The organism is Nocardia coffeae (genome assembly GCF_019890715.1).
Classification (GTDB): domain Bacteria; phylum Actinomycetota; class Actinomycetes; order Mycobacteriales; family Mycobacteriaceae; genus Nocardia; species Nocardia jiangxiensis.
The window spans coordinates 203,568-229,065 of record NZ_JAINZY010000015.1 but is presented as its reverse complement, the minus strand read 5'-3'; the positions used below and the strand labels follow the sequence as shown (position 1 = coordinate 229,065).

Genomic DNA, 25,498 nt, shown 5'->3' with positions numbered 1-25,498 from the left:
AGGTGAACCTTACTAGAATGCGGGATGGAATTCCGTCACACTGATGTTGTGAAAACCGTGGGTTTGCGGAATGCGGAAGCTGCTGCCGAGCGTCGGGAAGGCGCTCGGGGTGTCGTCGCGCCCGCTGCGCCGACGGGTGAGGGGCATACCCGCGAAGCCGTCGTTCAGCTGCTGCTCGAGCAGGGACCGGTGACCGCCACGGCCATCGGTGAGCGGCTGGGGTTGAGCCCGGCCGGTGTGCGACGGCATCTGGACGCGTTGATCGAGTCCGGTGAGGCGCGGGCGACGCGGTCCGCACCCTGGCAGCAGAAGGGACGCGGGCGGCCCGCCAAGCAGTTCCAGCTGACCGCGGCGGGGCGCGGGCGGCTCGGCCACGCCTACGACGATCTGGCCGGTGCGGCCATGCGCCAGTTGCGTGAGATCGGCGGACAGGCCGCGATCACCGACTTCGCCCGCAAGCGGGTGGCGACGATCGTGGCCGGCATCGACCGGCTGGCTCAGCACAGCCCGGAGACGACCGCGGCCAAGGCGCGGGAGATCGCCGAGGCGTTCACCGATGCCGGATTCGCCGCCTCGACCCGCAAAGTCGGTGCGGGAGTTCAGATCTGCCAGCATCACTGCCCGGTGTCGCATGTGGCCGAGGAATTCCCGGAGCTGTGCGCGGCCGAACTGGAAGCCTTCCGTGAACTGCTCGGCACCCATGTCCAACGCCTGGCGACCATCGCCAACGGCGACTGCGCCTGCACCACTCACGTCCCGTTGGTCGTCCCGGCGACCTCCGAAACCACAACCCCCGAAGAGGACGAGTCCGACGCCGCCGCGCAGCCCGCGACGGCATCTCGCAACGACTCCGGAAGGAGTGCCGAATGACGACGACGACCGATCAGTCGCAGCCGCTGACCCAGGAGGAGACCATTGCCTCCCTGGGCACCTACGGCTACGGCTGGGCAGACAAGGACGTCGCAGGTGCCAGCGCCCGGCGAGGCCTGTCCGAGGAGGTCGTGCGCGACATCTCGGCCAAGAAGAACGAGCCCGACTGGATGCTCGAAGCGCGCCTGAAGGCACTGCGCATCTTCGACCGCAAGCCGATGCCGGGCTGGGGTTCGAACCTCGAGGGCATCGACTTCGACAACATCAAGTACTTCGTGCGCTCGACCGAGAAGCAGGCCGAGAGCTGGGAAGACCTGCCCGAGGACATCAAGAACACCTACGACAGGCTGGGTATCCCGGAGGCGGAGAAGCAGCGCCTGGTCGCCGGTGTCGCCGCGCAGTACGAGTCCGAGGTCGTCTACCACCAGATCCGCGAGGACCTGGAGGCGCAGGGCGTCATCTTCCTGGACACCGACACCGGCCTCAAGGAACACCCGGAGATCTTCCAGAAGTACTTCGGCTCGGTCATCCCCGCCGGTGACAACAAGTTCTCCGCGCTGAACACCGCGGTGTGGTCGGGTGGCTCGTTCATCTACGTGCCGCCGGGCGTGCACGTGGACATCCCGCTGCAGGCCTACTTCCGGATCAACACCGAGAACATGGGCCAGTTCGAGCGCACCCTGATCATCGTCGACGAGGACGCCTACGTGCACTACGTCGAGGGTTGCACCGCGCCGATCTACAAGTCCGACTCGCTGCACTCCGCGGTGGTCGAGATCATCGTCAAGAAGGGCGGCCGCTGCCGCTACACCACCATCCAGAACTGGTCGAACAACGTCTACAACCTGGTCACCAAGCGGGCCAAGGCCGAGGCGGGCGCGACCATGGAGTGGGTCGACGGCAACATCGGTTCCAAGGTCACCATGAAGTATCCGGCGGTCTGGATGACCGGCGAGTACGCCCGGGGCGAGGTGCTCTCGGTGGCGTTCGCCGGTGCGGGCCAGCACCAGGACACCGGCGCGAAGATGCTGCACCTGGCGCCGCACACCTCCTCGAACATCGTGTCCAAGTCGGTGGCGCGCGGCGGCGGCCGGTCCTCCTACCGTGGCCTGGTCCAGGTCAACAAGGGCGCGCACGGTTCGCACTCGTCGGTGAAATGCGATGCGCTGCTGGTGGATACGATCAGCCGCTCGGACACCTACCCGTATGTCGACATCCGCGAGGACGACGTCACGATGGGTCACGAGGCCACTGTCTCGAAGGTCTCCGATGATCAGCTGTTCTACCTGATGAGCCGCGGTATGACCGAGGACGAGGCGATGGCGATGGTGGTGCGCGGCTTCGTCGAGCCCATCGCCAAGGAACTGCCCATGGAATACGCGCTCGAGCTGAACCGCCTGATCGAGCTGCAGATGGAAGGAGCCGTCGGCTGATGCCGGTCGAGAACGTTGCTGTCGCCGGTGAGGGCCGGGTTCCGGCGTTGAACAAGGGCGAGGTCTTCACCTCGTTCGATGTCGATGCCTTCGAGGTGCCCACCGCCCACGACGAGTCGTGGCGATTCACTCCGATGCGCCGGCTGCGCGGCCTGCACGACGGCACCGCGGTGCGCGATGGCGCGGTCACCGTCGAGGTCGCCGCGGTCGAGGGTGTGCGCACCGAGACCGTCGATCGCTCCGACGCTCGCCTCGGCGAGTCCGGGGTGCCCTCGGATCGTGTTGCCGCCCAGGCATATTCGGGATTCGAGCAGGCCACGATCGTTTCCGTCGCCGCGGAGACCGAGGTCGCCGAGCCGGTCGTGCTGACGATCACCGGTCCCGGTGAGGGTAAGACCGCCTACGGCCACCTGCAACTGCGTCTGGATGCGTTCGCCAAGGTCACGGTCGTCATCGACTACCGCGGCAGCGGAACCTACGCGGAGAACGTGGAATTCGTCGTCGGTGACAGCGCCAAGCTCAGCGTCGTCGCGGTGCAGGACTGGGCCGACGACGCCGTGCACGCCACCGCGCAGCACGCCAAACTGGGCCGCGACGCGGTGCTGCGGCACGCGAACGTCACCCTGGGCGGCGATCTGGTGCGCCTGACCGAGACCGTCCGCTTCGGAGGTCCCGGCGGCGACGCGGAACTGCTCGGCCTGTACTTCGCCGACGACGGCCAGCACTTCGAACAGCGCCTGCTGGTGGATCACGCTGTGCCGCACTGCAAGTCGAACGTGCTGTACAAGGGCGCGCTGCAGGGCGACCCGTCCTCGCACAAGCCCGACGCGCACACCGTCTGGGTGGGCGACGTGCTGATCCGCGCCGCGGCCGAAGGCACCGACACCTACGAGGCCAACCGCAACCTGGTCCTGACCGACGGCGCGCGCGCCGATTCGGTGCCGAACCTGGAGATCGAGACCGGCGAGATCATCGGCGCCGGACACGCCTCGGCCACCGGGCGTTTCGATGACGAGCAGCTGTTCTACCTGCGTGCTCGCGGTATTCCGGAGGAGGCCGCCCGCCGTCTGGTGGTGCGCGGATTCTTCCACGAGATCATCCAGAAGATCACCGTCCCGCAGGTCCGGGAGCGGCTCGAGGCGGCCGTGGAGGCCGAACTCGCCGCTGTCGGTGTCTGACACGAACTACACACCCCCACAAAGGAATTCGATTCGATGACCATCCTGGAAATCAAGGACCTGCACGTCGAGGTCGCCAATCCGGACGAGTCCGGTGACCCGATCCGGATCCTCAACGGCGTGAACCTCACCATCAAATCCGGTGAGACGCACGCCATCATGGGGCCGAACGGCTCGGGCAAATCGACGCTGTCGTACGCGATCGCCGGACATCCCAAGTACACCGTCACCCAGGGTTCGATCACCCTGGACGGCGAGGACGTACTGGCCATGTCCGTGGACGAGCGCGCCCGCGCGGGCCTGTTCCTGGCCATGCAGTACCCGGTCGAGGTTCCCGGCGTGTCCATGTCGAACTTCCTGCGCACCGCGGCCACCGCGGTCCGCGGCGAGGCCCCCAAGCTGCGCACCTGGGTCAAGGAGGTGAAGGAGTCGATGAACGAACTCGAGATCGACGCCGCCTTCGCCGACCGCAGCGTCAACGAGGGCTTCTCCGGCGGTGAGAAGAAGCGGCACGAGATCCTGCAGCTGGGCCTGCTCAAGCCGAAGATCGCCATCCTGGACGAGACCGACTCGGGTCTGGACGTGGACGCGCTGCGGATCGTGTCCGAGGGCGTGAACCGCTACGCCGAGCGCGAGAACGGCGGCATCCTGCTGATCACGCACTACACCCGGATCCTGCGGTACATCCAGCCGCAGTTCGTGCACGTGTTCGTCGGCGGGCGCATCGTGGCCGAGGGCGGCCCCGAACTGGCCGAGGAACTGGACGCGAACGGGTACGTGCGATTCACCTCCGCCGCCGTAGGAGCATGAGATGACCGCTGTGTCGGACTTGACGGTTCCGGCCCTGGACGTGGCCCGCATCCGGGCCGACTTCCCGATTCTGAGCCGCACGGTGCGCGACGGAAAACCGTTGGTGTACCTGGATTCCGGCGCGACCTCGCAGCGACCGCTGCAGGTGCTCGACGCCGAACGGCAGTTCCTGACCGAGCACAACGCGGCCGTGCACCGCAGCGCGCACGCGCTGGCCGAGGAGGCCAACGACGCCTACGAGGCCGCGCGCGCCACGATCGCGGCGTTCGTCGGCGTCGGCGCGGACGAGATCGTCTACACCAAGAACGCCACCGAATCGCTGAATCTGGTGGCGTACGCGTTCTCCGACGACCGTTTCCGGTATCGCCTGGGCGCGGGTGACGAGATCGTCATCACCGAGGTCGAGCATCACGCGAACCTGGTGCCGTGGCAGGAACTCGCCCGTCGCACCGGCGCCACGCTGCGCTGGTACGACGCCACCGACGAGGGCCGGATCGACCTGGACTCGCTGGATCTGTCGCCGCGGACCAAGGTCGTCGCGTTCACCCACCAGTCCAACGTGACCGGTGCGGTCGCGCCGGTGGCCGAATTGGTCCGGCGCGCAAAGGAAGTCGGCGCGATCGTGGTGCTCGACGCCTGCCAGTCGGTGCCGCACATGCCGGTGGACCTCCGCGAGCTGGATGTGGATTTCGCAGCCTTCTCCGGGCACAAGATGCTCGGCCCGTCCGGCATCGGCATCCTGTACGGGCGGCGCGCGCTGCTCGAGGACACCCCGCCGTTCATCACCGGCGGCTCGATGATCGAGACCGTCTACATGGACCACAGCACGTTCGCGCCGCCGCCGCAGCGGTTCGAGGCCGGATCCCAGATGATCTCGCAGGTCGTGGGATTGGGTGCGGCCATCGACTATCTGAGCGGCGTCGGCATGGCATCGGTTGCGGCACACGAGCATTCGCTCGTCAGCGCGGTGCTGGCGGGTCTGGGCGAACTGGACGGGGTACGGATCATCGGCCCGACCGAGAACGTGGATCGCGGCGGTGCGGTGTCCTTCCTCGTGGACGGGGTACACGCGCACGATGTCGGCCAGATCCTGGACGACGAGGGTGTGGCGATTCGCGTCGGGCACCACTGCGCCTGGCCGCTGCACCGCCGGTTCGGCATCGCCGCGACCGCTCGTGCGTCGTTCGCGCTGTACAACACCCTCGACGAGGTGGATGCCCTGGTCGCCGCCGTGCGCAAGGCGCAGAGCTTCTTCGGCGTGAGCGCGGGCGAGCAGTAGACAGGAGGGGAATTCCCCATGCGTATGGAGCAGATGTACCAGGAAGTGATCCTCGATCACTACAAGCACCCGCATCACCGCGGGCTGCGCGAGCCCTTCGGGGCCGAGGTGCACCACGTCAACCCGACCTGCGGCGACGAGGTCACCCTGCGGGTGCACATCGACGACAACGGCGACGTCGCGGATATCTCCTACGACGGTCAGGGCTGCTCGATCAGCCAGGCGGCCACCTCGGTGCTGACCGATCAGGTGATCGGCCTGCCGCTGCAGCAGGCGCTGAAGACCGTGGACGCGTTCAGCGAGATGATCTCCAGCCGCGGCACCATCGAGGGCGACGAGGAAGTGCTCGGCGACGGCATCGCGTTCGCGGGCGTGGCGAAATATCCCGCCCGGGTGAAGTGCGCACTGCTGGGCTGGATGGCGTTCAAGGACGCGGTCGTGCGGATAACCTCCGCGCAGGAGGCGAAGAATGTGATGGGAAACGGCATCTCCACGAAGGGTCAGCACGATGAGTGAAACGTCCGCGAGCGAATCGGCGGCGGTCGCGCCCGAGCGCGAGCTCTCGGCCGAGGAGATCGGCCGGCTGGAGGATCTCGAGGAGGCCATGCGCGATGTCGTGGACCCCGAACTCGGGATCAACGTCGTCGATCTGGGCCTGGTGTACGACCTGCGAGTCGAGGGCGACGTCGCGTTGCTGGACATGACGCTGACCTCGGCTGCCTGCCCGCTGACCGATGTCATCGAGGATCAGTCGCGCAATGCCCTGGTGCGTAGCGGCCTGGTCGAGGATCTGAAGATCAACTGGGTCTGGATGCCGCCGTGGGGTCCGGACAAGATCACCGAGGACGGCCGCGAGCAGTTGCGGGCCCTGGGTTTCACGGTCTGATCTCGCGTTCGCCGAGCCCGTCGCGACAGTGGCGGCGGGCCGGTGCGCAGGGCCCGATCCGGTTGTGGCTACCGGGATTTGGGGCGTTGTACCCGATCCGATAACGAGCTGGACAAAACACAGCAACTCCGCAATGATCCTCCCCGACATATTTCTCGAACGGGGAGGATTGATCGATGTCATTGCTGCGCAAGGCCGTCCTGGGTCTGGCAGTCGTCTCGACCGCGGGCCTGAGTGTCCTGGGGACGGGTACCGCGAACGCCGGTCCCAATGCGTACGGGGCTTTTTCGCTATCGCAGAGCACCGGTACCGTGGCCTACGCGCTGAACTACGCCAACTATCCCGATGCCATCCACGCAGCGGACGCCAAGTGCGGACGTCCGGACTGCCGCAACATCATTCAAATTGTGAATGCCTGTGGCGCGGTCGCGCAGGGCGCCGACGGGCGGTTCGCGTGGAACTGGGCGCGGTCCAAGGTCGAGGCCGAGCAGTCCGCGGTGAAGGCGCTGGGCCTGAGCGCCCCGCCGTTCCCGGACCTGGGTAGTGCTTCGCCGCGGGCGGCGCACGTGGTGCTGTCGGCGTGCACGGCCAACGTGTGATCTGAATACCTGCGAGGTCTCGCGCCGGTCCGGAGTACGGGTCGGCCGAGACCTCGCGTCGTTCGGCGACGGCGACGTGCCGTTCGTATTCTGCTGTACTTCTTCGGCGTAGGCGACGAGAAGATCTCGCCGACAACGCTATTCATGGCCTCTCAGCGCCGACCGGCACTCTTTGGGCGGCAGGGCGACCATTGATCCGATCCCTGACCGATACGCGCCGATGTGGTTCGAGCTCCGACATTCGGCCCGGATGCGCTGATACCTTCGCAGGACCGTGCCGTTGCTTCGCAGACCACCGCCCGGCGAGGAGGTCGGCCTATGCCGTTACGTGTGATCCGGAATTTCCGTCGAATACTGGGCAGAGCCGCACTGCACGCGGCTGTCGTATCGTCTACGGCGACATTGGCGGCGGCGGTGACCGCGCCGGTGCATGCGGAACCGTTCGCCCCGACACCCGGCGCTCTGGTGGGCTGGGATACCTATCGACAGCTAGATCGGTTGCCGTACTTGGCGCCCGGGGTGCAGACGCAGCAGTTCTCCAGTTACGACCGCAGCGGCGGCAACAACGACGGTGGCGGCGGTTGCCTGCACGGCGGCGGTGCGGGATGTGTGGTGGCCGAGGATCACGGTCCGGGCGAGATCGATTCGATCTGGTTCACGCGGGACCGCGGGAATGTCGCATCCATGGGCAACATTCGCATCGAACTCGATGGAGCAGTCGTCCTCGACGCGCCATTGCAGGCGGTGGTGCGCGGGGCGGCCGGAGCGCCGTTCGCCTTTCCGCTGGTGGCCGACGCGTCGCAGTCGCCGGGCGGTGTGTACATCAAAGTGCCTATGCCGTACCGAGATTCGATGCGCGTCAGCATCGCGCGGAATCTGCAGTACTACCACGTGACCTACCGGCGGTTCCCGGATCCGATCGGGGTGCGGACCTTCGACCGCTCGGACCACGCCGAGGATGTGCTGGCCATGCTGCGCAGGGCAGGCACGAGTGATCCCAAGCCGCCCAAGGCGAATGCGCAGAGGCAAACGCGCACAGTCGATATCGCGCCGGGCACGGCGGTGCCGGTGGCGTCGGCGACCGGCCCGGGCGAGGTGTCGGCACTGCGGCTGAGGATGCCCAGCGGGGCCGCATTCACGGGACTGCGTCTGCGAATCGGCTTCGACGGTCAACAGACGGTCGATGCCCCCGTCGCGGAGTTCTTCGGCCTCGGCCTCGGTACTCCCGGCGCGATTCCGGTGCGGTCACTGATGTTCGGGGCAGATCCCGCTCCCGGTGGATGGCTCTCGGCGTGGTGGCCGATGCCGTTCATCGCCAATGCCACTGTGAGCCTGGTGAATACGACAGGCGCACCGGTGCGCGGCGTCGACACCGATATGGTCGTCGACCCGGATCCACAATGGGCGATAGCGCTGGCCACCGGCGCGGCGGGACACTTCGGCACTCACTCACACGCGGGACCGACTGTGCCGGGACAGGATTGGAGTTTCGCCGACGAACTGGGGCACGGCAAGTTCGTCGGGATATCGCACACGATGCGCGGTCGCCGGATCGGTACGCCGTCGGGTTTCCGGTGGCCGGCGTTCCTGGAGGGGAACGAACGCGCCTACGTCGACGGCGCCCCGACTCCGCAGATCCCCGGAACCGGCACCGAGGACTTCTACGAGGGCGGTTGGTTCTTCGATTTCGGACGGCGTTTCAGCCTGCCGCTGACCGGTTCGCCGACCGAGCAGCGAAGTGGCCCCGGATGCGCCGACTACTGCCTGACTGCCTACCGCTTGATGCTCCCCGACGCCGTGAATTACCTGTTCTCGCTACGATTCGGCATCCAGCACGGTCCCTTCGGCGACGATCAGCAGGCCGATTACAGCTCGACCGCCTTTCTGTACCGATAGGTCAGGTGCCGGAGTAGCAGTGGGATTCGTCCGATTCTCGAGCAAACTCGCCAGCGGGGTCACAGTGTGCTCTCAGCTACCGTGTGGACACTCGATGCGATTCCCGTTCGTCTCTCAGGAGTGACCCTGCAATGTCGACCATCAACGGTCTGCCGGCACATGTTCTGCTCGTCCACATCATCGTCGTGCTCGTGCCGCTCACCTCGCTACTGGCCATCCTGTGCGCGGTCTGGCGACCGGTGCGGCAACGGCTGGTTTGGCTGGTCGCGGCGCTGGCGGCGGTCACCGTCGTGATGACGCCGATCACCACCGATGCGGGGGAATGGCTCGAGCACAAGATCGGCCGGTCCCCGGCTATTCACACGCACGCGCATCTGGGCGACACCATGATCTATTTCGCGATCGGCCTGCTGGTCGCGGCGCTGCTGCTGGTGTTCGTCCACCTGCGGGAGCGGGGTGAGCGCCGGGTCGGCATCGTGCTGGTCTCGGTGATCGCGGTGCTGACCATCGCCGCGAGCGTCGCGGCGACCGTGCAGGTCTACCGGATCGGCGAGTCGGGTGCGCGGGCCACCTGGGGTGAGCAGGCGAGCGGTTAGACCTCCACGACGATGGTCTTCATGATCTTGTCGGCGAAGGTCTGGCGCTTGTCGTCCCACAGCGGCCACAGGTAACCGATGTAGCAGAAACTGTCCAGGACGTGGCACAGGTTGCGGACGAAGGCCATGCCGAAGCCGAGGACCTGGCCGTCGGCCTCCCGGATCAGGCGGATGCCGACCATCCGTTTGCCCGGCGTCTGCCCGGTGGTGCCGACCAGATAGGTCAGGTAGAGCCCGCCCGCGACCGCGATCACCCAGCCCAGGACGATCAGGATCCATCCGGCGCCGGACAGGCCGCCACCGGTGCAGACCGGATAGCCGTTCTCGTCCGGCGCGCAGGACTGCGCGGAGAAGCCGACCGTGAGTCCGGCGATGTAGAGAATGGCGGCCGGTACGCCGACGATCAGACCGTCGATGAGCGCGCCGCCTACTCGCTGGATCCAGCTCGCATAGGGCGGCCGCGGTCCGTAGCCCGCGGGCGGATATCCGTATCCCGGCGGCGCCTGCTGATAGCCGTAACCCGGTGGTGGTCCGCCGTATCCGGGTGCGCCGGGGTGCGGGGGCACGTAGCCGGGCGGCGAGCCGTAGGTCGGCATTCCGGGGGAGGACGGTCCAGGTTGCGAGCCGTAGGTCGGAATTCCTGGTGAGGATGGGCCGCCGTATCCCGGGGGTGTGCCATATACCGGGTTGCCGGGGGAGGACGGTCCGCCGTATCCGGGTTGCGAGCCGTAGGTCGGAATTCCTGGTGAGGATGGGCCGCCGTATCCCGGTGGCGTGCCGTATACGGGATTGCCCGGAGAGGATGGGCCGCCGTATCCGGGAGGAGCGCCGTATACGGGATTGCCAGGGGAGGATGGTCCGCCGTGTTCCGGTGGCGGGCCGTATACGGCGGGGTTGCCAGGAGTGGATGGGACACCCGAGCCCGGTGCGCCCGGCCCGGTTCCGGGCGGGCTTTGCGGCGGTGCACCGTATCCGGGCGGGGGAGCGTTGTAAGCGGGTGCGGGCGGGTAGCCGGATCCGGGCTGCTGCGGCTGCGGCGCCTGAGGTGCTTGCGGTGGCTGGGGTGCTTGCTGCGGCTGCGGCTGCGGTGGCTGGGGCGCCTGTGGTGGCGAATCCTGTTGCGGCGTTGGCGGATTCTGTTGCGGCTGGGGATTCTCGGCATCGCTCGAGCGGTTGTTCGGGTCCGACGGGTTGCTCATTGCGATTCCTCCGATGCGGCAGGGCGTGGCGGCGAACGGGCGGGGCGTACGCCGCCGACTACGTTCAGTATCTCTGATCGACCAGGTGCATCGTGGAGACCGGTGCCGCGTGCGCTGGAGAACGGGCCGGTCGATTGCGCCGAGGCGGAACGGCGAAGACCTCCGAGGGACCGCGCTTCCGCTCGGAGGTCTTCGCCGCGTCGGCTCGGCGCGCCGAGACCGACGCGAACCTGCCCGGTACCGCTAGGCGGCGCTGCCGGTCGGGAAGGGCAGGGGGGTCGAGTGCTGCTGGGGAGCAGGCTGCTGCTGCGGTGCGGGCTGCTGACGGCCCTGATCCTGATGGTTCTGCTGATGCGCCGACTGGTTGTTGCCCTGGGGCTGCTGCGGGGTATCGGCGAATGCGGGGGCCGCGGCCATCACGATCGGGGTGGCGACGAGTGCGCCCATCATGGCGAACTTCGCGATGCGGTGTGCCATCCGGCAACCTTTCTCTGCTGTGACAATGACAGCACCGATGACACCGTCCCACCCTAGCTCTCAGGTATGTCGTCGCTGTGGTTGTGCTATGGACCGCTCACGCGCCCTTGCGGGTCGACTTCCGCACGGCCTTCTCAGGACTTTTACCTGCTGTTTTGCGCGCGGTCTTCGCGGCGGATTTTTTCGCGGCCTGCTTCGCCGCAGGCGCGGGAGTGCGACGCCCGGACGCCTCGAGACTGCGTTGCAGGGCCGCGACGAGATCGACCACCTCGGCGTCGGTCTCGGCCGGAGCGACCTCCTCGCGTGTGGTCACCGTGCCGGATCCGGAGGCGATCGCCTCGTCGAGCACCTTCTTCAGTTCGATCTGATACTCGTCGGTGTACTGGCTCGGATCGAATTCGTCGGACATGCTGTCGACCAGCGTCCGGGCCATGGTGATCTCCTGCGGCCGCGGCTCGGCCACCCCGTCGAGGGCGGGGAAATCCACCGTGCGCACCTCGTCGGGCCACAGCAGCGTCTGCAACATCAGCACGTTGTCGTGCACGCGCAGCGCGGCCAGCCGAGTCTTCTGCCGCAACGTGAAATGCACGACCGCGACCTGATCCACCTGTTCGAGCGTCTTCGCCAGCAGCACATAGGCTTTCGGCGTCGTGGAATCGGGTTCGAGATAGTAGCTCCGGTCGAACAGAATGGGATCGATCTGCTCCGCCGGAACGAATTGCAACACCGGGATCTCGTGCTTCTCCGCCACCGGAAGTTTCGCGAAATCCTCGTCGGTGAGCACCACCCGGTCACCCTCGGGCGATTCATACGCCTTATCGATATCGGCGAACTGCACCGACTGCCCACACACGGTGCACACGCGGTCGTACTTGATCCGCCCACCGTCCTTGGCATGCACCTGGTGAAACCTGATGTCATGGTCCTCGGTGGCCGTATAGACCTTCACCGGGACATTGACCAAGCCGAACGCGATGGAACCCTTCCAGATCGATCGCATCCTTGGATGCTACTTGCGACCGCCCGGTTTCGTCCGCCGAACTGGTGCGACCTGGGGATTCTCGGTTGTTGGTGGGTGTTGCTGGTTGTTGTTTGTTGCTGTTCGTGGACCTGTGACGTCCTGTGGACGTCCTGATGTCGGCGCGATTTGCCCACGTCCGGTGCCGTTTCGAGGCCTGCTGGCAGTGCAGGAACTGCGCTTGGCACCTGGTTCCGGCGACCGGATCGCCTGGTTTGTGCCAGGAAATCCGTGACGGGAGCTCGGCCAGGCCGTCAATGTGTGGGGAGCTGCTACGTCGCTCTGGGTAGGCCGATAGCGTGCGCCTGCGCGTCAATACTCTGGTACGACCGCGCCGGCGGGGAAGCCTCACGAGACCTCGGCCCCGACTTCCGGCGCTGTCCTGTATTGATCCACGCCGCCTTCCACTTTCTGGGCGTCGCGACTATTCCGCGCGGTTCGTCTGTGCGGCAACATGTTCAGAGCAAGGCGCGCAGGAAACCCCGTACTAGCGAGAGGATCGGTGTTGGCGAGATTGGCGACGTTGAGCAAGTACACGGCGATCCAGGCTCCGGTTTTGCTATTTGGCTTCTGGTGGCTGTGGCAGCGATAGTGCCCAGCAGGCCAGCAGTGCCTGCGCCAGGTCCGGGGCCAAGCGGACGCTCGTGGTGTTGTAGGTGGACTCCAGAGCGCGGTCGAGCGCTTGGCGGTGGTCTGGTGTGAGCTTTCTGTTGATCGCGGTGAGCTTTCGGGCTCGGTGGTTGTCCTGTGTCCGAATTAGCTGATACCGGCCCGTTTTTCGTTTCGGAATCGACCGCGGGGGCGAGTATACGACTGCTGGCGGAAGGATTTGTGTGGGTTGGTCGCTGAGCCGCAGGAGAATCGTGTTCTTAGGGTAACTGCGGCTGCGGTGGTCGAGTTGCATAGGCTCGATAGGGAATGCGCGAGCATGTTCTACCGTGTCAGCGATCGCGTCGAGTTCATCCGCGGTGAGATCGTCGTCGACGGTGTCGGTCAGGATTACCGTCGTGGCATCGTGTGGGAGGAGACCGGTTTCCTGGGAGATGCCGTTGATCCCGGGCACGATGCTGCGGGGCACGGAGTTCTGCCACACATCGTAGAGGTGGTCCAGTTGTTCGTCGGTGATCTCGTCGGCGGGGATGGAGTTGACGTAGTCGCGGACTTCGCGGACCACCGATTTCTGGTCGGTGATCACGACCGCTTCGTTGCTGGATGTGGAATGTGTTGACGCGTTGGCTGATCCGACGACGGCGTACTCGGCGGTGGCGATGACTTTGGCGTGCAGTCCCGGTGCTGTTTTCACCACCACGCCTCGCTTGCGTAAGACGCCGATAGCGTGAGGAGAGGTGGAGTGGGAGGTGACGGCTTCTTCGGAGGCGTTGACCACGATCACGTCACCCTCTCCCAACTCGTTCAGCAGGTCGGGTGCTTCGTGACCGAGGTAGGCGATTGCTGCGAAACGAGGACCGGTAGTGGCAGCGGCTTGGCTGATGCGGTTCCACGGACTCGTTCCCACGAACTCGATACCCATTGCCCGATGATGCCACCACAGACACTCTGCCGCGCTGGGGACATCGAACCAGTTGCGGTGCAGTCACATTGAGCGATTCCGAACAGTGCGGCAGATCGACGCCACGTCAGAGACACCCACTCGTACGGTTTCGGGCTCGCGACCTGCTTCGCGCGGAATTCGATCGCTGACGCCGATCCGTCGCGATCGTGGTTGTGTCAAGGTGCTCTGGGGCGCGCGGCTGCCGCGACAACCAGGTACCAGGCTGCGGGTGAATTGACCGTTCAAGCCGCCACCGAAAGTGAGCCAGAGCCGACTTCCCGACAGTCCCGGCGGCGGTGGTGCGTGTCGCCGAGCCGACGTCCCTTCGCCGGTCGGGGGCTAAGCTGCGCGCATGACCGAAGTGCGGGGCGGGATCGGGCAGGCGTCGGGTCGCGGGCAGGTGTTGACCTGGGGGCTGTGGGATTCGGGGTCTTCCGCCTTCAGTGCGGTGATTCTGACGTTCGTATTCTCGGTGTATCTGACGAGCAAGGTGGGCGCGGGGTTGCCGGGCGGGATTTCGCCCAGTTCCTGGCTGGGCTGGGCATTGGGGCTGGCCGGATTTGTTGTCGCGGTGACCGCGCCGGTCAGCGGGCAATGGTTCGATGCGGCCGCGAAACGCAAGCTATCACTGGCGATGCTGACCGGTGTCACGGTGTTGCTGATGGCGGCCATGTTCTTCGTGCGCGCCGACTATCACTATCTGTGGCTGGGATTGGCATTGTTGGGGGCCGCCTCTGCCACATTCGAGCTGTCTCACGTGCCGTATTTCGCCATGCTGCGGCAGGTGTCCACACCCGCCACGGTCGGCCGCATCTCTGGATTCGGTTGGTCCATGGGCTATTTCGGTGGCATCTTCCTGCTGCTTATCTGTTATTTCGGCTTCATCAGCGGGGACGGCGATCACCGCGGCCTGCTGGGGGTGCTGGCCGATGACGGGATGAACATCCGGCTGGTTGCGATCCTGGCGGCGGTATGGTTCGCGGTTTTCGCACTGCCACTGTTGTTTACGGTGCCGGAGCTGCCCCGTACGGCCGCCGACCCGGGTGCCGCGAGCGCCGGTTTTCTCGGTTCATATCGTGTTCTGTGGCGCGATGTGTGCGAACTGTGGGCGGTGGACCGGCGTACCATCGGCTTCCTGGTGGCCAGCGCCGTATTCCGGGACGGCCTGGCCGGGGTCTTCACCTTCGGGGCGATCCTCGCCGTTCGCGTCTACGGCATCGCCGAAGGCGATGTGCTCCTGTTCGGCATCGCCGCGAATGTCGTTGCGGCACTGGGTGCCATTGTCGGCGGCCGGTTCGACGATCGAATCGGTCCGAAACCGGTGATCGTCGTCTCCCTGATCGCGATGTTGTCCTGTGGAACGGTATTGCTGATCGTGTCCGGTCCTATGCTGTTCTGGATCTTCGGCCTGGGGCTCACCGTATTCGTCGGCCCGGCTCAGTCCGCGTCGCGTAGTTTCCTGGCCCGGGTGGCCCCACCCGGCCGCGAAGGACAATTTTTCGGCCTCTATGCCACCACCGGTCGCGCGGTCACCTTCCTGGCCCCCACTCTGTTCGGGTTCTTCGTCTGGGCGTTCGCCGCCGATCGGGCCGGCATCATCGGCCTCCTGCTGGTACTGCTGCTGGGGCTGGCGGCCCTGCTGCCGGTCTCGGGACCGGAGCGGGAGCTCGAACGCGCGTCGTGAAACACCTCGATCGAGCAGAACGGCGCGAAGCACCTCGGGTCGGGCCTGTTCTCCGCGGACGCCAAGGGCGAGTACGCCATCGTCCACGTGCACGTCACGAACACGGGCACTGATCGGCGCGGATTCACATCGACCGCCCAGAAGCTCATCGACAGCCGGGGCCGCAGGTACAGCGCCGATGGTGGAGCGGATCTCGCCTTGGAGGACAACGACGGCACGGACCTCAACCCTGGCCTGTCCGTCGATCGGCAAGTCGCGTTCGGCGTGCCTGCCGGCACGGTCATCCAAACCGTCGAGCTACATGACTCGCTGTTCAGTGGCGGCGTGAAAGTTGATGTTGGGCAGTAACAGCCGGACACGCGTAACGGGCCAGAGCTTTTCGAATTTCACGAGATCCAAGGGGCGGAGCGACGATATAGACGGGCTGTCCTGCGGCGAGCGCGCCCTTCGTGGTGGCGAGTTGGCAGACGGTGAGCTTGCGTCGAAGTCCGGCGCTGGCGCCCGGAGTCCCGGCTCTCCTTCTGAAGCGGGGGATCGTGGACATGCCCGCTCCGCTGGCCCAGGGCGCCGCGGTTTGTGTACAACGCGATGTCAGACAGGGCTGCCGAACTCGCCCGCGATCAGCTCATATCCCCCATCTCGACTGCAGCCCGGCGGTCGCGGCTACCGGATCACGGGCATGGCGGGCGTTGTGGGAACCTTCCCTGCTGCTGGACGGTTCCCTGGTGCTCTGCGGCTGGGTGGAATCGGTTGCCGATATCGGTTTCGCATGGCAGGCCACCGATCTGGCTGAGTTCGGGTATGACACCAGTACAGGCGCCGTATTCACCGCGGGGCCGGGGCGAGCCGCCGGCGCAGGAGGTAGGCGAGCGCACCGGCGACCAGGACCATATCGACCCACGCACCACGCGCGGTGTGTCAGCAATCCTTCAGCGTTCACGGGCTGAATAATCCGCATATGACGTCGATCGGGTTGTCCCGCAGAGCGATGCTCGCCCTGGCGGCGAGCGTACCGTTGAGCGTTGTGGCATCCCGACGCGCAGTGGCCGCCGCCCCGCCGATCCGATACACGATGACGGCGTTCACCAACGCCAGCCAGACCGATATGTGGGTCTACGAATCCACCGACGCAACGAATTTCCGGCTCGTCCAGGCCGACGCCTACCGTCCGCCGGACGCCGACCCCGCCGATACCCCGGCAGCGGCGGCCACGACCAAGACGGGCTTGTGCCGCGACCCCAGCGTCTTTCGTCACATCGACGGCGAGTACTACGTGACGTACACGACCGCATGGGGCGGCAACACCATCGGGTTCGCTCGCAGCCGTGACCGGATCCACTGGGAGTTCCTGTACGAGTACACGATTCCGTTCGTCGGTGTCACCCATACCTGGGCTCCGGAATGGTTCGTCGACCGTGACGGCACGGTCAGCGTCCTGGTGAACATCAACGACGGCACGGTCTTCCGGCCCTGCGTCATGACCGCGACCACCTCATCGCTGAGCCGGCTGCATTGGACCACGCCCATACCGCTGGCAGGCGTCATTCCCGCACGGGGCGGCCTCGGCTACATCGACACCACGGTCAAGTTGTCACAGGGACGCTACTACGCGTTCGTCAAGAACGAATCGACCAAGAACGTCGAGGTCGCAGTGGCCGACCGCCTGGTGGGCCCGTACACGTTCGCGCGAACCGGGAACTGGGCGCACTGGGGCGGACCGGGCCCGGGACAACCGCGCGAGGGACAGTGCGTGATCCCGCTCCCCGACGGCCGATGGCGGATCTACCTGGATGCGTACGACCTCGACGAACCCACGCACGGTCACTATCTCTACAGCGACACCGTCACCGGTGACCTGCTCGGCGAGTGGACCACACCGAAGGACCTGCCCGTCCTGTCCGGTTTCGTCCGCCACTTCACCGTGTTACCCGAACAGCTGAACACCGGCCCGCAACCGGGCCCGAAGCCCGTTACGCGATGAGGACGATCGGGCCGCGGCCTGCCCGCACCGATCAGGCAACCCCCGGCCGCGCTCTCGGCATGGTCACCGAACGCGCGGACTGCCGGCGCCAGCGGCCGGTCCGCGGACCAGACCGAGCTGATCTCACGAAAAGTGGGCGTGTGCAACGAAATTTGGGGTTCCGGTAGTAATCGCGCGGCGCCCAGCTCTCCGGGCGGACCGGATCGTCCTCTCTGCTGTGTGCGATCCAAGTATCGCGTCGTCCACCTGCGTCAGGCTGTTCCTAATCCGAGATTTCGAGACAGGAAGAACGTCCGACGCTTGTTCAGGTCACTCGACGGGATCCGTTGCTGGCACTATGCCTGGTGGCCAGTCTTGTGGCTCGAGGCGGTCGGGCTTTTTGGTGATGTCCTTGTCCCAGTCGAACACTGGTGCCGGCGGGCCCCACTGCTTTGGGTCGGTAAATGAGACAAAGAACCCGAAAGCTACTTTTTTTTGAAGGTGGTTTCTCCGGAAAACGTCACCCCGTGGAAATCGGCGCTGAAAGAGAACTCCGCGTTCTCGAACGAGGTATCGTCAGCGAATGTCGTGTCACTGAAACCGGCTGCGTTGGAGAAGGTCGCGTCCGCAAGAGGCACACCCCCGAACAGGTCGTTCGCAAGCTCGGGGAGGCCGACCGGCTGCTGGGCGAGGGCAAAGACATCGCCGAGGTGTGCCGGAGGCTGTGGATTACCGAGGCCACCTACTATCGCTGGCGCAACCAGATCGGCGGATTGAAGGCCGACGACGCCAAGCGCTTGAAAGGCCTCGAACGCGAAAACTCAACCCTCAAACGGCTTCTCGCCGAGGCGGAGTTGGAGAAGGCGGTGTTGAAGGAGATCGCGAAGGACGCTCCTGTAGGTGTCAAGCTGTCATGGCTCGGTAGTCGGTGCGTAAGGCGCGGAACACTTCTCGCGCGAGATAGCGTTTGAGGAAGCGCAGGATTTCCGGGGTTGTCTTGCCGTTGTGCTTGCGCCGGGCGGCGTATGCCTTGGTGTTCTGGTGGTAGCGCATACGGACGATAACCGCAGTGTGGAGGGCCTGGTTGGCTTGGCGGTCACCGCCACGATGCAACTGGTGCCGGGTGGTTTTCCCGGATGAGGCGGGGATCGGCGCGACGCCGCGGAGGCGGGCGAACGCGGCTTCGGAGATGAGGCTGCCGGGGTTGTCGCCGATCGAAATAAGCAGGGCTGCAGCGGTATCCGGGCCGAGGGTGAACAAATCCATGGTGTTCGGCGCGACCTGTTCGAGGACCTTGCTCAGCTGTTGTTTGAGCTGGTCGGCGTGGGCTTGCGAGTCGCTGATGCGTTGGGCGAGTGAGCGCAGCGCGAGTCTGGTGGCCTTAACGTGCTCAGGATCGGGTGATCGGCTGGCTGTTGAGCGAAGTCCGGGCAGCCGTGCGACTGGTGGTGCGCCGCGACGTCGGAATTGATTGGGTACGTAGCCTGTGTCAGGTTTCACAAACCGGCAGTGAGCAGGCCGTTCGTGAGTCCGAACCAAGAGGGGTCGCCTTTCGGCTGGATTGCTCTGGCCCTTGCTGCTGCTGATCATCGTTCTATGACGATGCACGACTTGGCCACCTTGGTCCTCACCGCGGTCGGGCTCTCCCGGCTGCCGACAGTGGTTGGTGTCACGGTGGCTACTCTCCATCCGGACGCTGTCCGGCGCTCGGATGCCCGTCTGGCGCTTCGCGAGCTGCCTCGAGCGCGCCGGTGCCGCCGGTGAGCAAGCTCGGAGGCATGGCGGGGTGGCTGCGGCGACATCCGCGCCAGCGACTGCTGCTGGACTCCGTCGCAGCGGAGGGTTCGATCCTGGTGGCCGACCTAATCCGACGGCATCTGCCCTCACGAGCCAAAGCCCTGCGCGGTCGTCACGCCAAACACGTGCACTGCCGATACGAATCGTACGTGAGAGAACTCGAGACCCTCGGACTCATCTGGCTACGCTACGTGCCTTCAACCGACCGAATTGTCGCGAGCGCAACGATCCGCGGCCGCAATGCGCTTTGCCGGTTGAGATCCTTTGAACGGCAGCAACAATCGACCATCCGATCCGAAACCTGATGGCCGTCCCCAACGAATGGGTCCAGTTGTGGAACTGTCGCAGAAAGCAGTGATCCGCGGGATGGTGTCAGCCTTCCTGGTGCTCACCTGGCCGTCGGAGTCGCGATGGGAATGATCGCGATGTCCTGCCTTGCGGATCGGATGACGAACTCGATGGGTCGCCGCCGATCATGGAAGATGTGGCAGCAGCCGAGGGCGTTTGGCTCATCGTCTGCCCCGGGGCGGCGCCGGGTCCAGCCGTCTGCCCACGCTGCGGTGCGGGGTGTCGTAGGCGGTTCACAGCTACCGACAGTGGACCTTGGTCGACGTAACTTGCGACGGCAAGTTGGTGTATGTCCGCGCAACTGTTCGACATCTGACGTGCCCGAATCCAGTGGGGCCACAGAGTATCCGAGAGAAGGCCCCAGCGGGATGGAGCGATACCAGCGCCGCACTGCCAGGCTGCCTAGCCAGGTGCGGGGGCACGAGATCGACCATCTGATCGGGGGTCGGCGGCGCACCACCGGTGCGGCAACCTCTTCCAGATCGAGGCCGCTGTTCGCGTTGTCCAGTGTGGTCAGGGCGAACGCGACGACGATATCCTCGTTGGTCATACGTCGCCTCTGCCGTTCGCTCGTGGCCTGTCTGCTGAGATGGGTATCTCACCCGACTGTGCGGGCAAGTGAGCAAGCAGCTTTCGGCGGTACGGTGAACTCGGTGTCAACCGACACTCCGCTTACTGGTGCCCCAACGACATCCGCGGGTGGAGGCAGCCTGTAGAGGCAGGCTCTGCGAGCCGCCCATGCGCCCCGATCATCTCATCCCAACCTTTCCGCAGGTCGTGTCAATATGAGGAAACTGAGGGCGATAACCCCCGCCAGGCTACGCACTTCGGGTCGTGCTGTTTTCGGATGCTGGCTTAGGGACAATACTGTTCAGTTAAGGTCCGGGGTTGTATTGTGCCGGTGTGCCTCGTGGTGGATGGGTGAAGCCGGAGTCGGATCGCCGGTTGTCGGATTTGGTGTCGGTGGGGTTGTTGACCAGGGTTTTCCCTGCCGATGTGGTCGATGGTGTGATCGCGGACGCGGGGCGCACCCAGCAGCGGCATCGGGCGCTGCCGGCACGGGTGATGGCGTACTTCGCGATCGGGATGGCGTTGCATTCCGACGGTTCGTACGAGGATGTGTTCGCGGCGTTGACCGATGGGCTGTCATGGACGACCGGGTGGTCGCAATCGTGGTCACCGCCAACGAAATCGGGTATCTTCCAAGCACGTTCGCGATTGGGATTCGAACCGGTCCGTGATCTGTTCACGCGTGTGGCGCGGCCGTTGGCCGGGCAGGACACGCCCGGTAGCTGGCTGGGCGGGCGGCGGCTGGTGGCTATCGACGGCACGTGCTTGGACCTGGCCGACACGCCGGGCAACGAGGAGTTCTTCGGACGGCCGGGGTCCGGGCGCGGCGAGCGGTCGGCGTTCCCGCAGGCTCGTCTGGTCGCGCTGGCCGAGTGCGGGACACATGCACTGTTCGCCGCGACGATCGGTGCGTGCACTACCTCGGAGGTCGAGCTGGCCCGGGAGGTGATCGAGCGGCTCGAACCAGGAATGCTGATGCTCGCCGATCGCGGGTTCTACGGATTCGGGCTGTGGAAACAGGCAGCCGATACCGGGGCGGATCTGCTGTGGCGGATCAATTCACTCGTGCGGCCACGCCATGTGGACACGCTGCCCGACGGTTCGTGGCTGGCCCGGATCGCCCCGAGTTCGGGTCCCCGATGGAGAAAGACGGCGCCGGTGACCGTGCGGGTCGTCGAGTACACGATCGACGACGGCCGCGACAATCCCGAACACTATCGGCTGCTGACCACGATCCTGGACCCGCAACAAGCCGACGCGACAGAACTGGCGGTTGCCTATTCGCAGCGCTGGGAGATCGAGAACACCTTCGACGAACTCAAAACCCACCAGCGCGGGCCGCGGGCCGTGCTGCGTTCGAAGTCTCCCGAACTGGTCCAGCAGGAGATCTGGGGGTACCTGTGCTGCCACTACGCGATCCGCACCCTCATGCTCGACGCCGCCACCCGATCCGGGCACGACCCGGACCGCATGTCGTTCGTCGCGGCCCTGCGAATCACTCGAAGATCATTGTCGCACAGCTCATTTCTCCCCTCACGACCATGACGCCGCCGCAGGACTGTGGCAGTGCGCCATCACCAAACTCCTGCAACGCCTCAACCCCGCACGCCGCCCACGCGCCAACCCCCGAGTAGTCAAACGCAAAGTCCTCAAATGGAAAGCCAAACGCGCCCACCACGCGCACTGGCCACAACCCACCCACGCACCCAGGATCACAATCCGAAATCCTTAACTGAACAGTATTGGGCTTAGCGGACGATCGAGTTTCCTGCAAGCAGGTCAGAGCAGACCGAGCAGTTCCAGGTCGGTGACGTACTTGATGATCACCGGTGCGGAGATGTGCGGGATGTCCTTTTCCGGCCCGATCTTGTTGTCCTGCACGGCCGCCCGGAAGTGATCCACGGGCGCGACGGACCCGTTGATCGGATGTTCGGGCTTGCGGTAGTTGTGCAGCAACGGCAGCAACGACGCGTGACGCTGCTTGTCGGACAGACCGCGCAGAGCCGTCTCGAACCGCGTGAACCAGGCCGCGTATTCGGGCACCCGGGCGATCGGGTAGCCGGCTTCGATCAGCCAGTCGACAAAGGTGTCCATGCTGATACCGTCGTCGTAGGGATTCATCACGTGATAGGTCTCGAATCCGCTGATCATGTGGGCGCCGATGGTAGCGATGGCGTCGGCGACGAATTCCACTGGCAGCCCGTCGAAGTGCGCGCGTTGGCGATCGCCGTTGGCATCCAGTTCGTAGAACGAGTACGGCGCGATCCCTGTTGCCACCAGCGACAGCATCATCCGAGTGAACATGTCCGGCACGTTGAGCTGACCGGAGTATGTGGTGTCGGCCATGATCATGTCGCAGCGGAACACCGACACCGGCAGACCGCACAGGTCGTGCGCCTCGCGCAGGAGGACTTCGCCGGCCCACTTGCTGTTGCCGTATCCGTTGGCATAGTCGTCGCTGATCTTGCGGGTCGGGCTGATCTGCCGAATGTCGGCATCCTCGATGAACGTCCCCGGCTCGACGCCGTCACCGACAGCGATCGTCGATATGTAGACGAACGGCTTGATCCGGGTCGTCAAGGCGATTCGGATCAGCTCCGCGCTACCGGCGACGTTCGGCCCGAACAGCTGGCTGTAGGGCAGCACGTGGTTGACCAGCGCGGCGGGGTCGACGATCAGGTCGACGGTGTCGGCCAGCCGTTGCCAGGTGGCATCGTCGAGTCCGAGGTTCGCCTCACCCTTGTCACCGGCGAGCACCTCGAGATGATCGCCCGCCAGCGACCGATAGTGCTCGAGCAGTTTCGGATCGCCACTGTCGAACGTCGCATCGAGCCGCTGCCGGGCCGCGGTGTCGTCCTTGGCGCGCACCAGACAGATGACCTTGCCGCCGACCACATCCATCCGTTCGAGCCATTGCAGCGCCAGATAACGCCCGAGAAAGCCGGTCGCCCCGGTCAGCAGCACGGTACGCACTTCGCGATTCGCCTTCGGCAGTGACGGCGCGGTGGCGAGCGTGGCTTCGTCGAGGAACTTGTCCAACGTCAGATCGCGGGCGTGCACCTCGACCGCGTCGCGACCGTGCACCGTGTCGTAGGTCGCCCGCTCGGTTCCACCGATACGCTGCGCGTCGATATAGTCGGCGATGGCGGCGAGGTCGACTGCCGGGCCGACGATCACGCCGACGGGGACATCGACGTCGAAGATCTCGCGAAGCAGATTGGCGAAGGTCAACGCCGACAACGAATCCCCGCCGAGATCGGCGAACGCGGCGTCGGGCGCCACGTCGGCAGCGGCCGCACCGAGCAGTGCACCGGCGGCCCGGATCACGGTTTCCGCCGTCGGCCGGTGAGCGCCGTCCTTGCGCAGCGAACGCAGCACCTCGGCCTGGCTGTCGGTCAGATCACTGTAGAGCTGTTCGAGCGCCGGGCCGTAGTGCGCCTTCAGCGCGGGGCGGGCCAGTTTGCCGATACCGGTCAGCAGTCCGTTTTCCAAGGTGAACGGGGTCGTCTCGACCAGGAAGTCACGGGGAATCTCGTAGGACTGCAACCCCGCTTCCCGGGCGACACTCTGCAGCGCATCGCGCAGCAGCGGTTCGACCGCGGTCACGTCGCCGCCGACACTGGCGAGTGCGTCATCGGTCGGCACGATCACCGCGAGCAGGAAGGACCGGGTGCTGTTGCCGTACACGAAGATCTGACGCACCAGCGGGTGACCGCTGTAGGCTGCCTCCAACGTGGAGACGGTGACGAACTCGCCCTGCGAGAGCTTGAGCACGTTGTTGCGTCGGTCCACATAGGCCAGCTGATCGTGGCTGATCTCGGCCATCACATCGCCGGTGTGGTACCAGCCTTCGGTATCGAACAGTTCGGCGGTGACCTCGGGCCGTTTGTAGTAGCCGGGGATCAGATTCGGGGACTTGACCAACAATTCGCCGCGCGGATGCGGCCGATCGGTAGCGAAGTAGCCGAGATCGGGGACGTCGACCAGCTTGTAGTCGAGCACCGGCGGATGCTGGATCCAGCCGTCGAGAAGGACCATGCCGGCCTCGGTCGAGCCGTACCCCTCGGTCAGATGGATACCGATGAACTCTTCCACCCAGGACAGCAACTCGGGCGAAATGGGCGCGGAGCTCGTCATCGCCGATAGCTGGCGTCCACCGAGGAGTTTCTCGCGCTGCTCGGCCATGACCTGTAGTTCGACGGTATCCCGGTCGCCGTGTGCCGAGCGACGGTCGACTTCGCTCTGGACATGCTGGAACAACATCTCCCAGACACGGGGCACGAGATCCAGCTTCGTCGGGCGGACCAGCGCGAGATCCTCGAGCAGAGTCGACAGGTCACTGCGAGCGACGAAGTACGCCGTCCCGCCCGCGCCGAGCGTGGAATACAGGCTCACGCGACCCATCACGTGGCTGATCGGCATGAAATTCAGGGTGATCGCCGGCAGCTTGTGATCCAGGTCGGAGCCGCGCCTGAACCAGCCCCGCCAGGAGTTGGCCATCAGGCGGTCGGTGTACATCGCGCCCTTCGGAGTCCCTGTCGAGCCGGAGGTATATACCAGCAGGCGTAGAGCGTCACCATCGCCGCTCGACGTCGCCGCCCCGTCGAGGGGCTCGGGGGCCTGTGCGATGACATCGTCGAGCGCCTCGACCGTCACGTGTCGATCCGCCAGGCGTGCTACTGCCGATTCCAATGCCTCGCGGTGGTCGTCGACCTGCGGGTGGTAGTCGAAAACCACCAGACGCTTCGGTGTGTACGCGGTGAGTGCGAGTTCGACCGCATCCGCGAGGTGGTCGACGCTGGAGAGTATCGCGACCGGTTCCGTCTCGAGCAGGATCGGGTGCAGTTGTTGCACCAGGGCACTGGTCTGCAGCGGAACAGCGACGGCCCCAGCCAGCGAGAGCGCCATGTCGACGATCACGTAGTCCGCGCTGGTGAAGCCGAGAGTCACTACGCGATCGCCGGGCCGGACAGGGCTGCCGGCCAGGGCATCGGCGAGCGCCCGGACCCGAGACCAGGTCTCGCGGTAGGTCAGGGTGTCGAATCGAGGTTGCAATTCGGCGACGGTGCGTCCGTCTGCTCCGATCACGAATTCGACCGCGCGCTGACCGAGCGCAGGCCGGTCACCGTAGCCGTCCAGCACGGTGCGCATCGTGTCGGCGAGCAGGACGCCCGGGTCGTCCAGTGCGGCGGCAATCGTTGGATCGGGTTGCGCGGCACCGAGTTGCGCGTCGCTCGAGATCAACTTCTCGAATCGATCTTGTCGGCGTGCCTCGTAGGTATTGTCAGAAGGTGACATGATCATCTCCTTCAACGAACAAGAATTGAATTCGTGAGTACTTGTCCT

21 protein-coding genes and 1 pseudogene are annotated in these 25,498 nt (G+C 65.4%); 15 read left to right on the top strand and 7 right to left on the bottom strand.

From position 1 onward, the window contains the following. Window positions 1-24 precede the first annotated feature (24 nt). The 10 genes from K7711_RS38625 to K7711_RS38580 all read left to right on the top strand — a co-directional run bounded on the left by K7711_RS38625 (window position 25) and on the right by K7711_RS38580 (window position 9,547). Window positions 25-870: a helix-turn-helix transcriptional regulator gene (locus K7711_RS38625; RefSeq protein ID WP_222976328.1), complete on the top strand. Its 846-nt coding sequence runs from the start codon at window positions 25-27 to the stop codon at window positions 868-870. Further along, a complete protein-coding gene (sufB, locus tag K7711_RS38620) occupies window positions 867-2,303 on the top strand; it encodes a Fe-S cluster assembly protein SufB (protein WP_222976326.1) in 1,437 nt (478 codons plus the stop codon). Before K7711_RS38625 ends, sufB begins: the two co-directional genes overlap by 4 nt. Then, a complete protein-coding gene (sufD, locus tag K7711_RS38615; protein WP_222976324.1) occupies window positions 2,303-3,481 on the top strand; it encodes a Fe-S cluster assembly protein SufD in 1,179 nt (392 codons plus the stop codon). The genes sufB and sufD overlap by 1 nt, the downstream gene beginning before the upstream one ends. Window positions 3,482-3,517: 36 nt before the next feature. Continuing rightward, on the top strand, window positions 3,518-4,291 hold the full coding sequence (gene sufC / locus K7711_RS38610) for a Fe-S cluster assembly ATPase SufC (RefSeq protein WP_222976322.1): 774 nt from the start codon (window positions 3,518-3,520) through the stop codon (window positions 4,289-4,291). Window position 4,292: 1 nt separating this feature from the next. After that, entirely contained in the window at window positions 4,293-5,570 is a 1,278-nt protein-coding gene (locus K7711_RS38605) for a cysteine desulfurase (RefSeq protein WP_222976320.1), read from the top strand. Between the two features lie 18 nt (window positions 5,571-5,588). Then, on the top strand, window positions 5,589-6,086 hold the full coding sequence (gene sufU, locus K7711_RS38600; RefSeq protein ID WP_222976318.1) for a Fe-S cluster assembly sulfur transfer protein SufU: 498 nt from the start codon (window positions 5,589-5,591) through the stop codon (window positions 6,084-6,086). Next, on the top strand, window positions 6,079-6,456 hold the full coding sequence (locus K7711_RS38595; protein ID WP_222976316.1) for a metal-sulfur cluster assembly factor: 378 nt from the start codon (window positions 6,079-6,081) through the stop codon (window positions 6,454-6,456). Before sufU ends, K7711_RS38595 begins: the two co-directional genes overlap by 8 nt. Before the next feature lie 176 nt (window positions 6,457-6,632). Then, on the top strand, window positions 6,633-7,055 hold the full coding sequence (locus tag K7711_RS38590; RefSeq protein WP_040824906.1) for a DUF4189 domain-containing protein: 423 nt from the start codon (window positions 6,633-6,635) through the stop codon (window positions 7,053-7,055). A gap of 318 nt (window positions 7,056-7,373) precedes the next feature. Further along, complete coding sequence (locus K7711_RS38585) at window positions 7,374-8,951, top strand: glycoside hydrolase family 172 protein (protein ID WP_222976314.1); 1,578 nt, start codon at window positions 7,374-7,376, stop codon at window positions 8,949-8,951. Between the two features lie 131 nt (window positions 8,952-9,082). Next, window positions 9,083-9,547, top strand: a complete 465-nt coding sequence (locus K7711_RS38580; RefSeq protein ID WP_222976312.1) for a DUF2231 domain-containing protein — start codon at window positions 9,083-9,085, stop codon at window positions 9,545-9,547. Here K7711_RS38580 and K7711_RS38575 read toward each other — a convergent pair. The 4 genes from K7711_RS38575 to K7711_RS38560 form a co-directional block, all read right to left on the bottom strand. After that, a complete protein-coding gene (locus tag K7711_RS38575; protein WP_222976309.1) occupies window positions 9,544-10,143 on the bottom strand; it encodes an RDD family protein in 600 nt (199 codons plus the stop codon). The two genes, K7711_RS38580 and K7711_RS38575, sit on opposite strands and share 4 nt — an antisense overlap. Window positions 10,144-10,989: 846 nt before the next feature. Then, the gene (locus K7711_RS38570) at window positions 10,990-11,223 is read right to left on the bottom strand and encodes a hypothetical protein (RefSeq protein ID WP_222976308.1); all 234 of its coding nucleotides are present in this window, start codon (window positions 11,221-11,223) and stop codon (window positions 10,990-10,992) included. A gap of 97 nt (window positions 11,224-11,320) precedes the next feature. Continuing rightward, window positions 11,321-12,223, bottom strand: coding sequence for a non-homologous end joining protein Ku (gene ku / locus K7711_RS38565; protein WP_222976306.1), 903 nt, complete (start codon window positions 12,221-12,223; stop codon window positions 11,321-11,323). Between the two features lie 577 nt (window positions 12,224-12,800). Beyond that, complete coding sequence (locus K7711_RS38560) at window positions 12,801-13,772, bottom strand: phospholipase D-like domain-containing protein (RefSeq protein WP_222976304.1); 972 nt, start codon at window positions 13,770-13,772, stop codon at window positions 12,801-12,803. 373 nt (window positions 13,773-14,145) lie between these two features. Here K7711_RS38560 and K7711_RS38555 point away from each other — a divergent pair, with 373 nt between their 5' ends. The 3 genes from K7711_RS38555 to K7711_RS38545 all read left to right on the top strand — a co-directional run bounded on the left by K7711_RS38555 (window position 14,146) and on the right by K7711_RS38545 (window position 17,458). Beyond that, window positions 14,146-15,477: an MFS transporter gene (locus K7711_RS38555; RefSeq protein ID WP_222976302.1), complete on the top strand. Its 1,332-nt coding sequence runs from the start codon at window positions 14,146-14,148 to the stop codon at window positions 15,475-15,477. Between the two features lie 9 nt (window positions 15,478-15,486). Beyond that, a complete protein-coding gene (locus K7711_RS38550; RefSeq protein ID WP_222976406.1) occupies window positions 15,487-15,825 on the top strand; it encodes a DUF4352 domain-containing protein in 339 nt (112 codons plus the stop codon). A gap of 610 nt (window positions 15,826-16,435) precedes the next feature. Next, window positions 16,436-17,458: a glycoside hydrolase family protein gene (locus K7711_RS38545; protein WP_222976300.1), complete on the top strand. Its 1,023-nt coding sequence runs from the start codon at window positions 16,436-16,438 to the stop codon at window positions 17,456-17,458. A gap of 464 nt (window positions 17,459-17,922) precedes the next feature. On the opposite strand, the gene K7711_RS49440 is transcribed toward K7711_RS38545, so the two are convergent. After that, complete coding sequence (locus tag K7711_RS49440; RefSeq protein ID WP_222976298.1) at window positions 17,923-18,075, bottom strand: pentapeptide repeat-containing protein; 153 nt, start codon at window positions 18,073-18,075, stop codon at window positions 17,923-17,925. Here K7711_RS49440 and K7711_RS38535 point away from each other — a divergent pair. Next, window positions 18,010-18,339, top strand: a pseudogene (locus tag K7711_RS38535) (transposase); the annotation flags it as partial. The gene K7711_RS49440 and the pseudogene K7711_RS38535 overlap by 66 nt on opposite strands. A 1-nt stretch (window position 18,340) precedes the next feature. Here K7711_RS38535 and K7711_RS38530 read toward each other — a convergent pair. Next, a complete protein-coding gene (locus K7711_RS38530; RefSeq protein ID WP_222976296.1) occupies window positions 18,341-19,027 on the bottom strand; it encodes a transposase in 687 nt (228 codons plus the stop codon). Between the two features lie 1,458 nt (window positions 19,028-20,485). On the opposite strand from K7711_RS38530, the gene K7711_RS38525 reads away from it, so the two are divergent. Next, window positions 20,486-21,697, top strand: coding sequence for an IS4 family transposase (locus K7711_RS38525; protein ID WP_222976294.1), 1,212 nt, complete (start codon window positions 20,486-20,488; stop codon window positions 21,695-21,697). A 234-nt stretch (window positions 21,698-21,931) separates the two neighbouring features. Here the strand turns inward: K7711_RS38525 and car are convergent, their stop codons facing one another. Further along, complete coding sequence (gene car / locus K7711_RS38520) at window positions 21,932-25,450, bottom strand: carboxylic acid reductase (protein WP_222976292.1); 3,519 nt, start codon at window positions 25,448-25,450, stop codon at window positions 21,932-21,934. Window positions 25,451-25,498: the final 48 nt, after the last annotated feature.

What these genes read in the sequence shown, in the direction of transcription:
- K7711_RS38625 (WP_222976328.1), top strand. Translation starts at nt 25, where the DNA reads ATGGAATTCCGTCACACTGATGTTGTGAAAACCGTGGGTTTGCGGAAT.
- sufB (WP_222976326.1), top strand. Translation starts at nt 867, where the DNA reads ATGACGACGACGACCGATCAGTCGCAGCCGCTGACCCAGGAGGAGACC.
- sufD (WP_222976324.1), top strand. Translation starts at nt 2,303, where the DNA reads ATGCCGGTCGAGAACGTTGCTGTCGCCGGTGAGGGCCGGGTTCCGGCG.
- sufC (WP_222976322.1), top strand. Translation starts at nt 3,518, where the DNA reads ATGACCATCCTGGAAATCAAGGACCTGCACGTCGAGGTCGCCAATCCG.
- K7711_RS38605 (WP_222976320.1), top strand. Translation starts at nt 4,293, where the DNA reads ATGACCGCTGTGTCGGACTTGACGGTTCCGGCCCTGGACGTGGCCCGC.
- sufU (WP_222976318.1), top strand. Translation starts at nt 5,589, where the DNA reads ATGCGTATGGAGCAGATGTACCAGGAAGTGATCCTCGATCACTACAAG.
- K7711_RS38595 (WP_222976316.1), top strand. Translation starts at nt 6,079, where the DNA reads ATGAGTGAAACGTCCGCGAGCGAATCGGCGGCGGTCGCGCCCGAGCGC.
- K7711_RS38590 (WP_040824906.1), top strand. Translation starts at nt 6,633, where the DNA reads ATGTCATTGCTGCGCAAGGCCGTCCTGGGTCTGGCAGTCGTCTCGACC.
- K7711_RS38585 (WP_222976314.1), top strand. Translation starts at nt 7,374, where the DNA reads ATGCCGTTACGTGTGATCCGGAATTTCCGTCGAATACTGGGCAGAGCC.
- K7711_RS38580 (WP_222976312.1), top strand. Translation starts at nt 9,083, where the DNA reads ATGTCGACCATCAACGGTCTGCCGGCACATGTTCTGCTCGTCCACATC.
- K7711_RS38575 (WP_222976309.1), bottom strand. Translation starts at nt 10,143, where the DNA reads ATGCCGACCTACGGCTCGCCGCCCGGCTACGTGCCCCCGCACCCCGGC.
- K7711_RS38570 (WP_222976308.1), bottom strand. Translation starts at nt 11,223, where the DNA reads ATGGCACACCGCATCGCGAAGTTCGCCATGATGGGCGCACTCGTCGCC.
- ku (WP_222976306.1), bottom strand. Translation starts at nt 12,223, where the DNA reads ATGCGATCGATCTGGAAGGGTTCCATCGCGTTCGGCTTGGTCAATGTC.
- K7711_RS38560 (WP_222976304.1), bottom strand. Translation starts at nt 13,772, where the DNA reads ATGGGTATCGAGTTCGTGGGAACGAGTCCGTGGAACCGCATCAGCCAA.
- K7711_RS38555 (WP_222976302.1), top strand. Translation starts at nt 14,146, where the DNA reads ATGACCGAAGTGCGGGGCGGGATCGGGCAGGCGTCGGGTCGCGGGCAG.
- K7711_RS38545 (WP_222976300.1), top strand. Translation starts at nt 16,436, where the DNA reads ATGACGTCGATCGGGTTGTCCCGCAGAGCGATGCTCGCCCTGGCGGCG.
- K7711_RS38530 (WP_222976296.1), bottom strand. Translation starts at nt 19,027, where the DNA reads ATGATCAGCAGCAGCAAGGGCCAGAGCAATCCAGCCGAAAGGCGACCC.
- car (WP_222976292.1), bottom strand. Translation starts at nt 25,450, where the DNA reads ATGTCACCTTCTGACAATACCTACGAGGCACGCCGACAAGATCGATTC.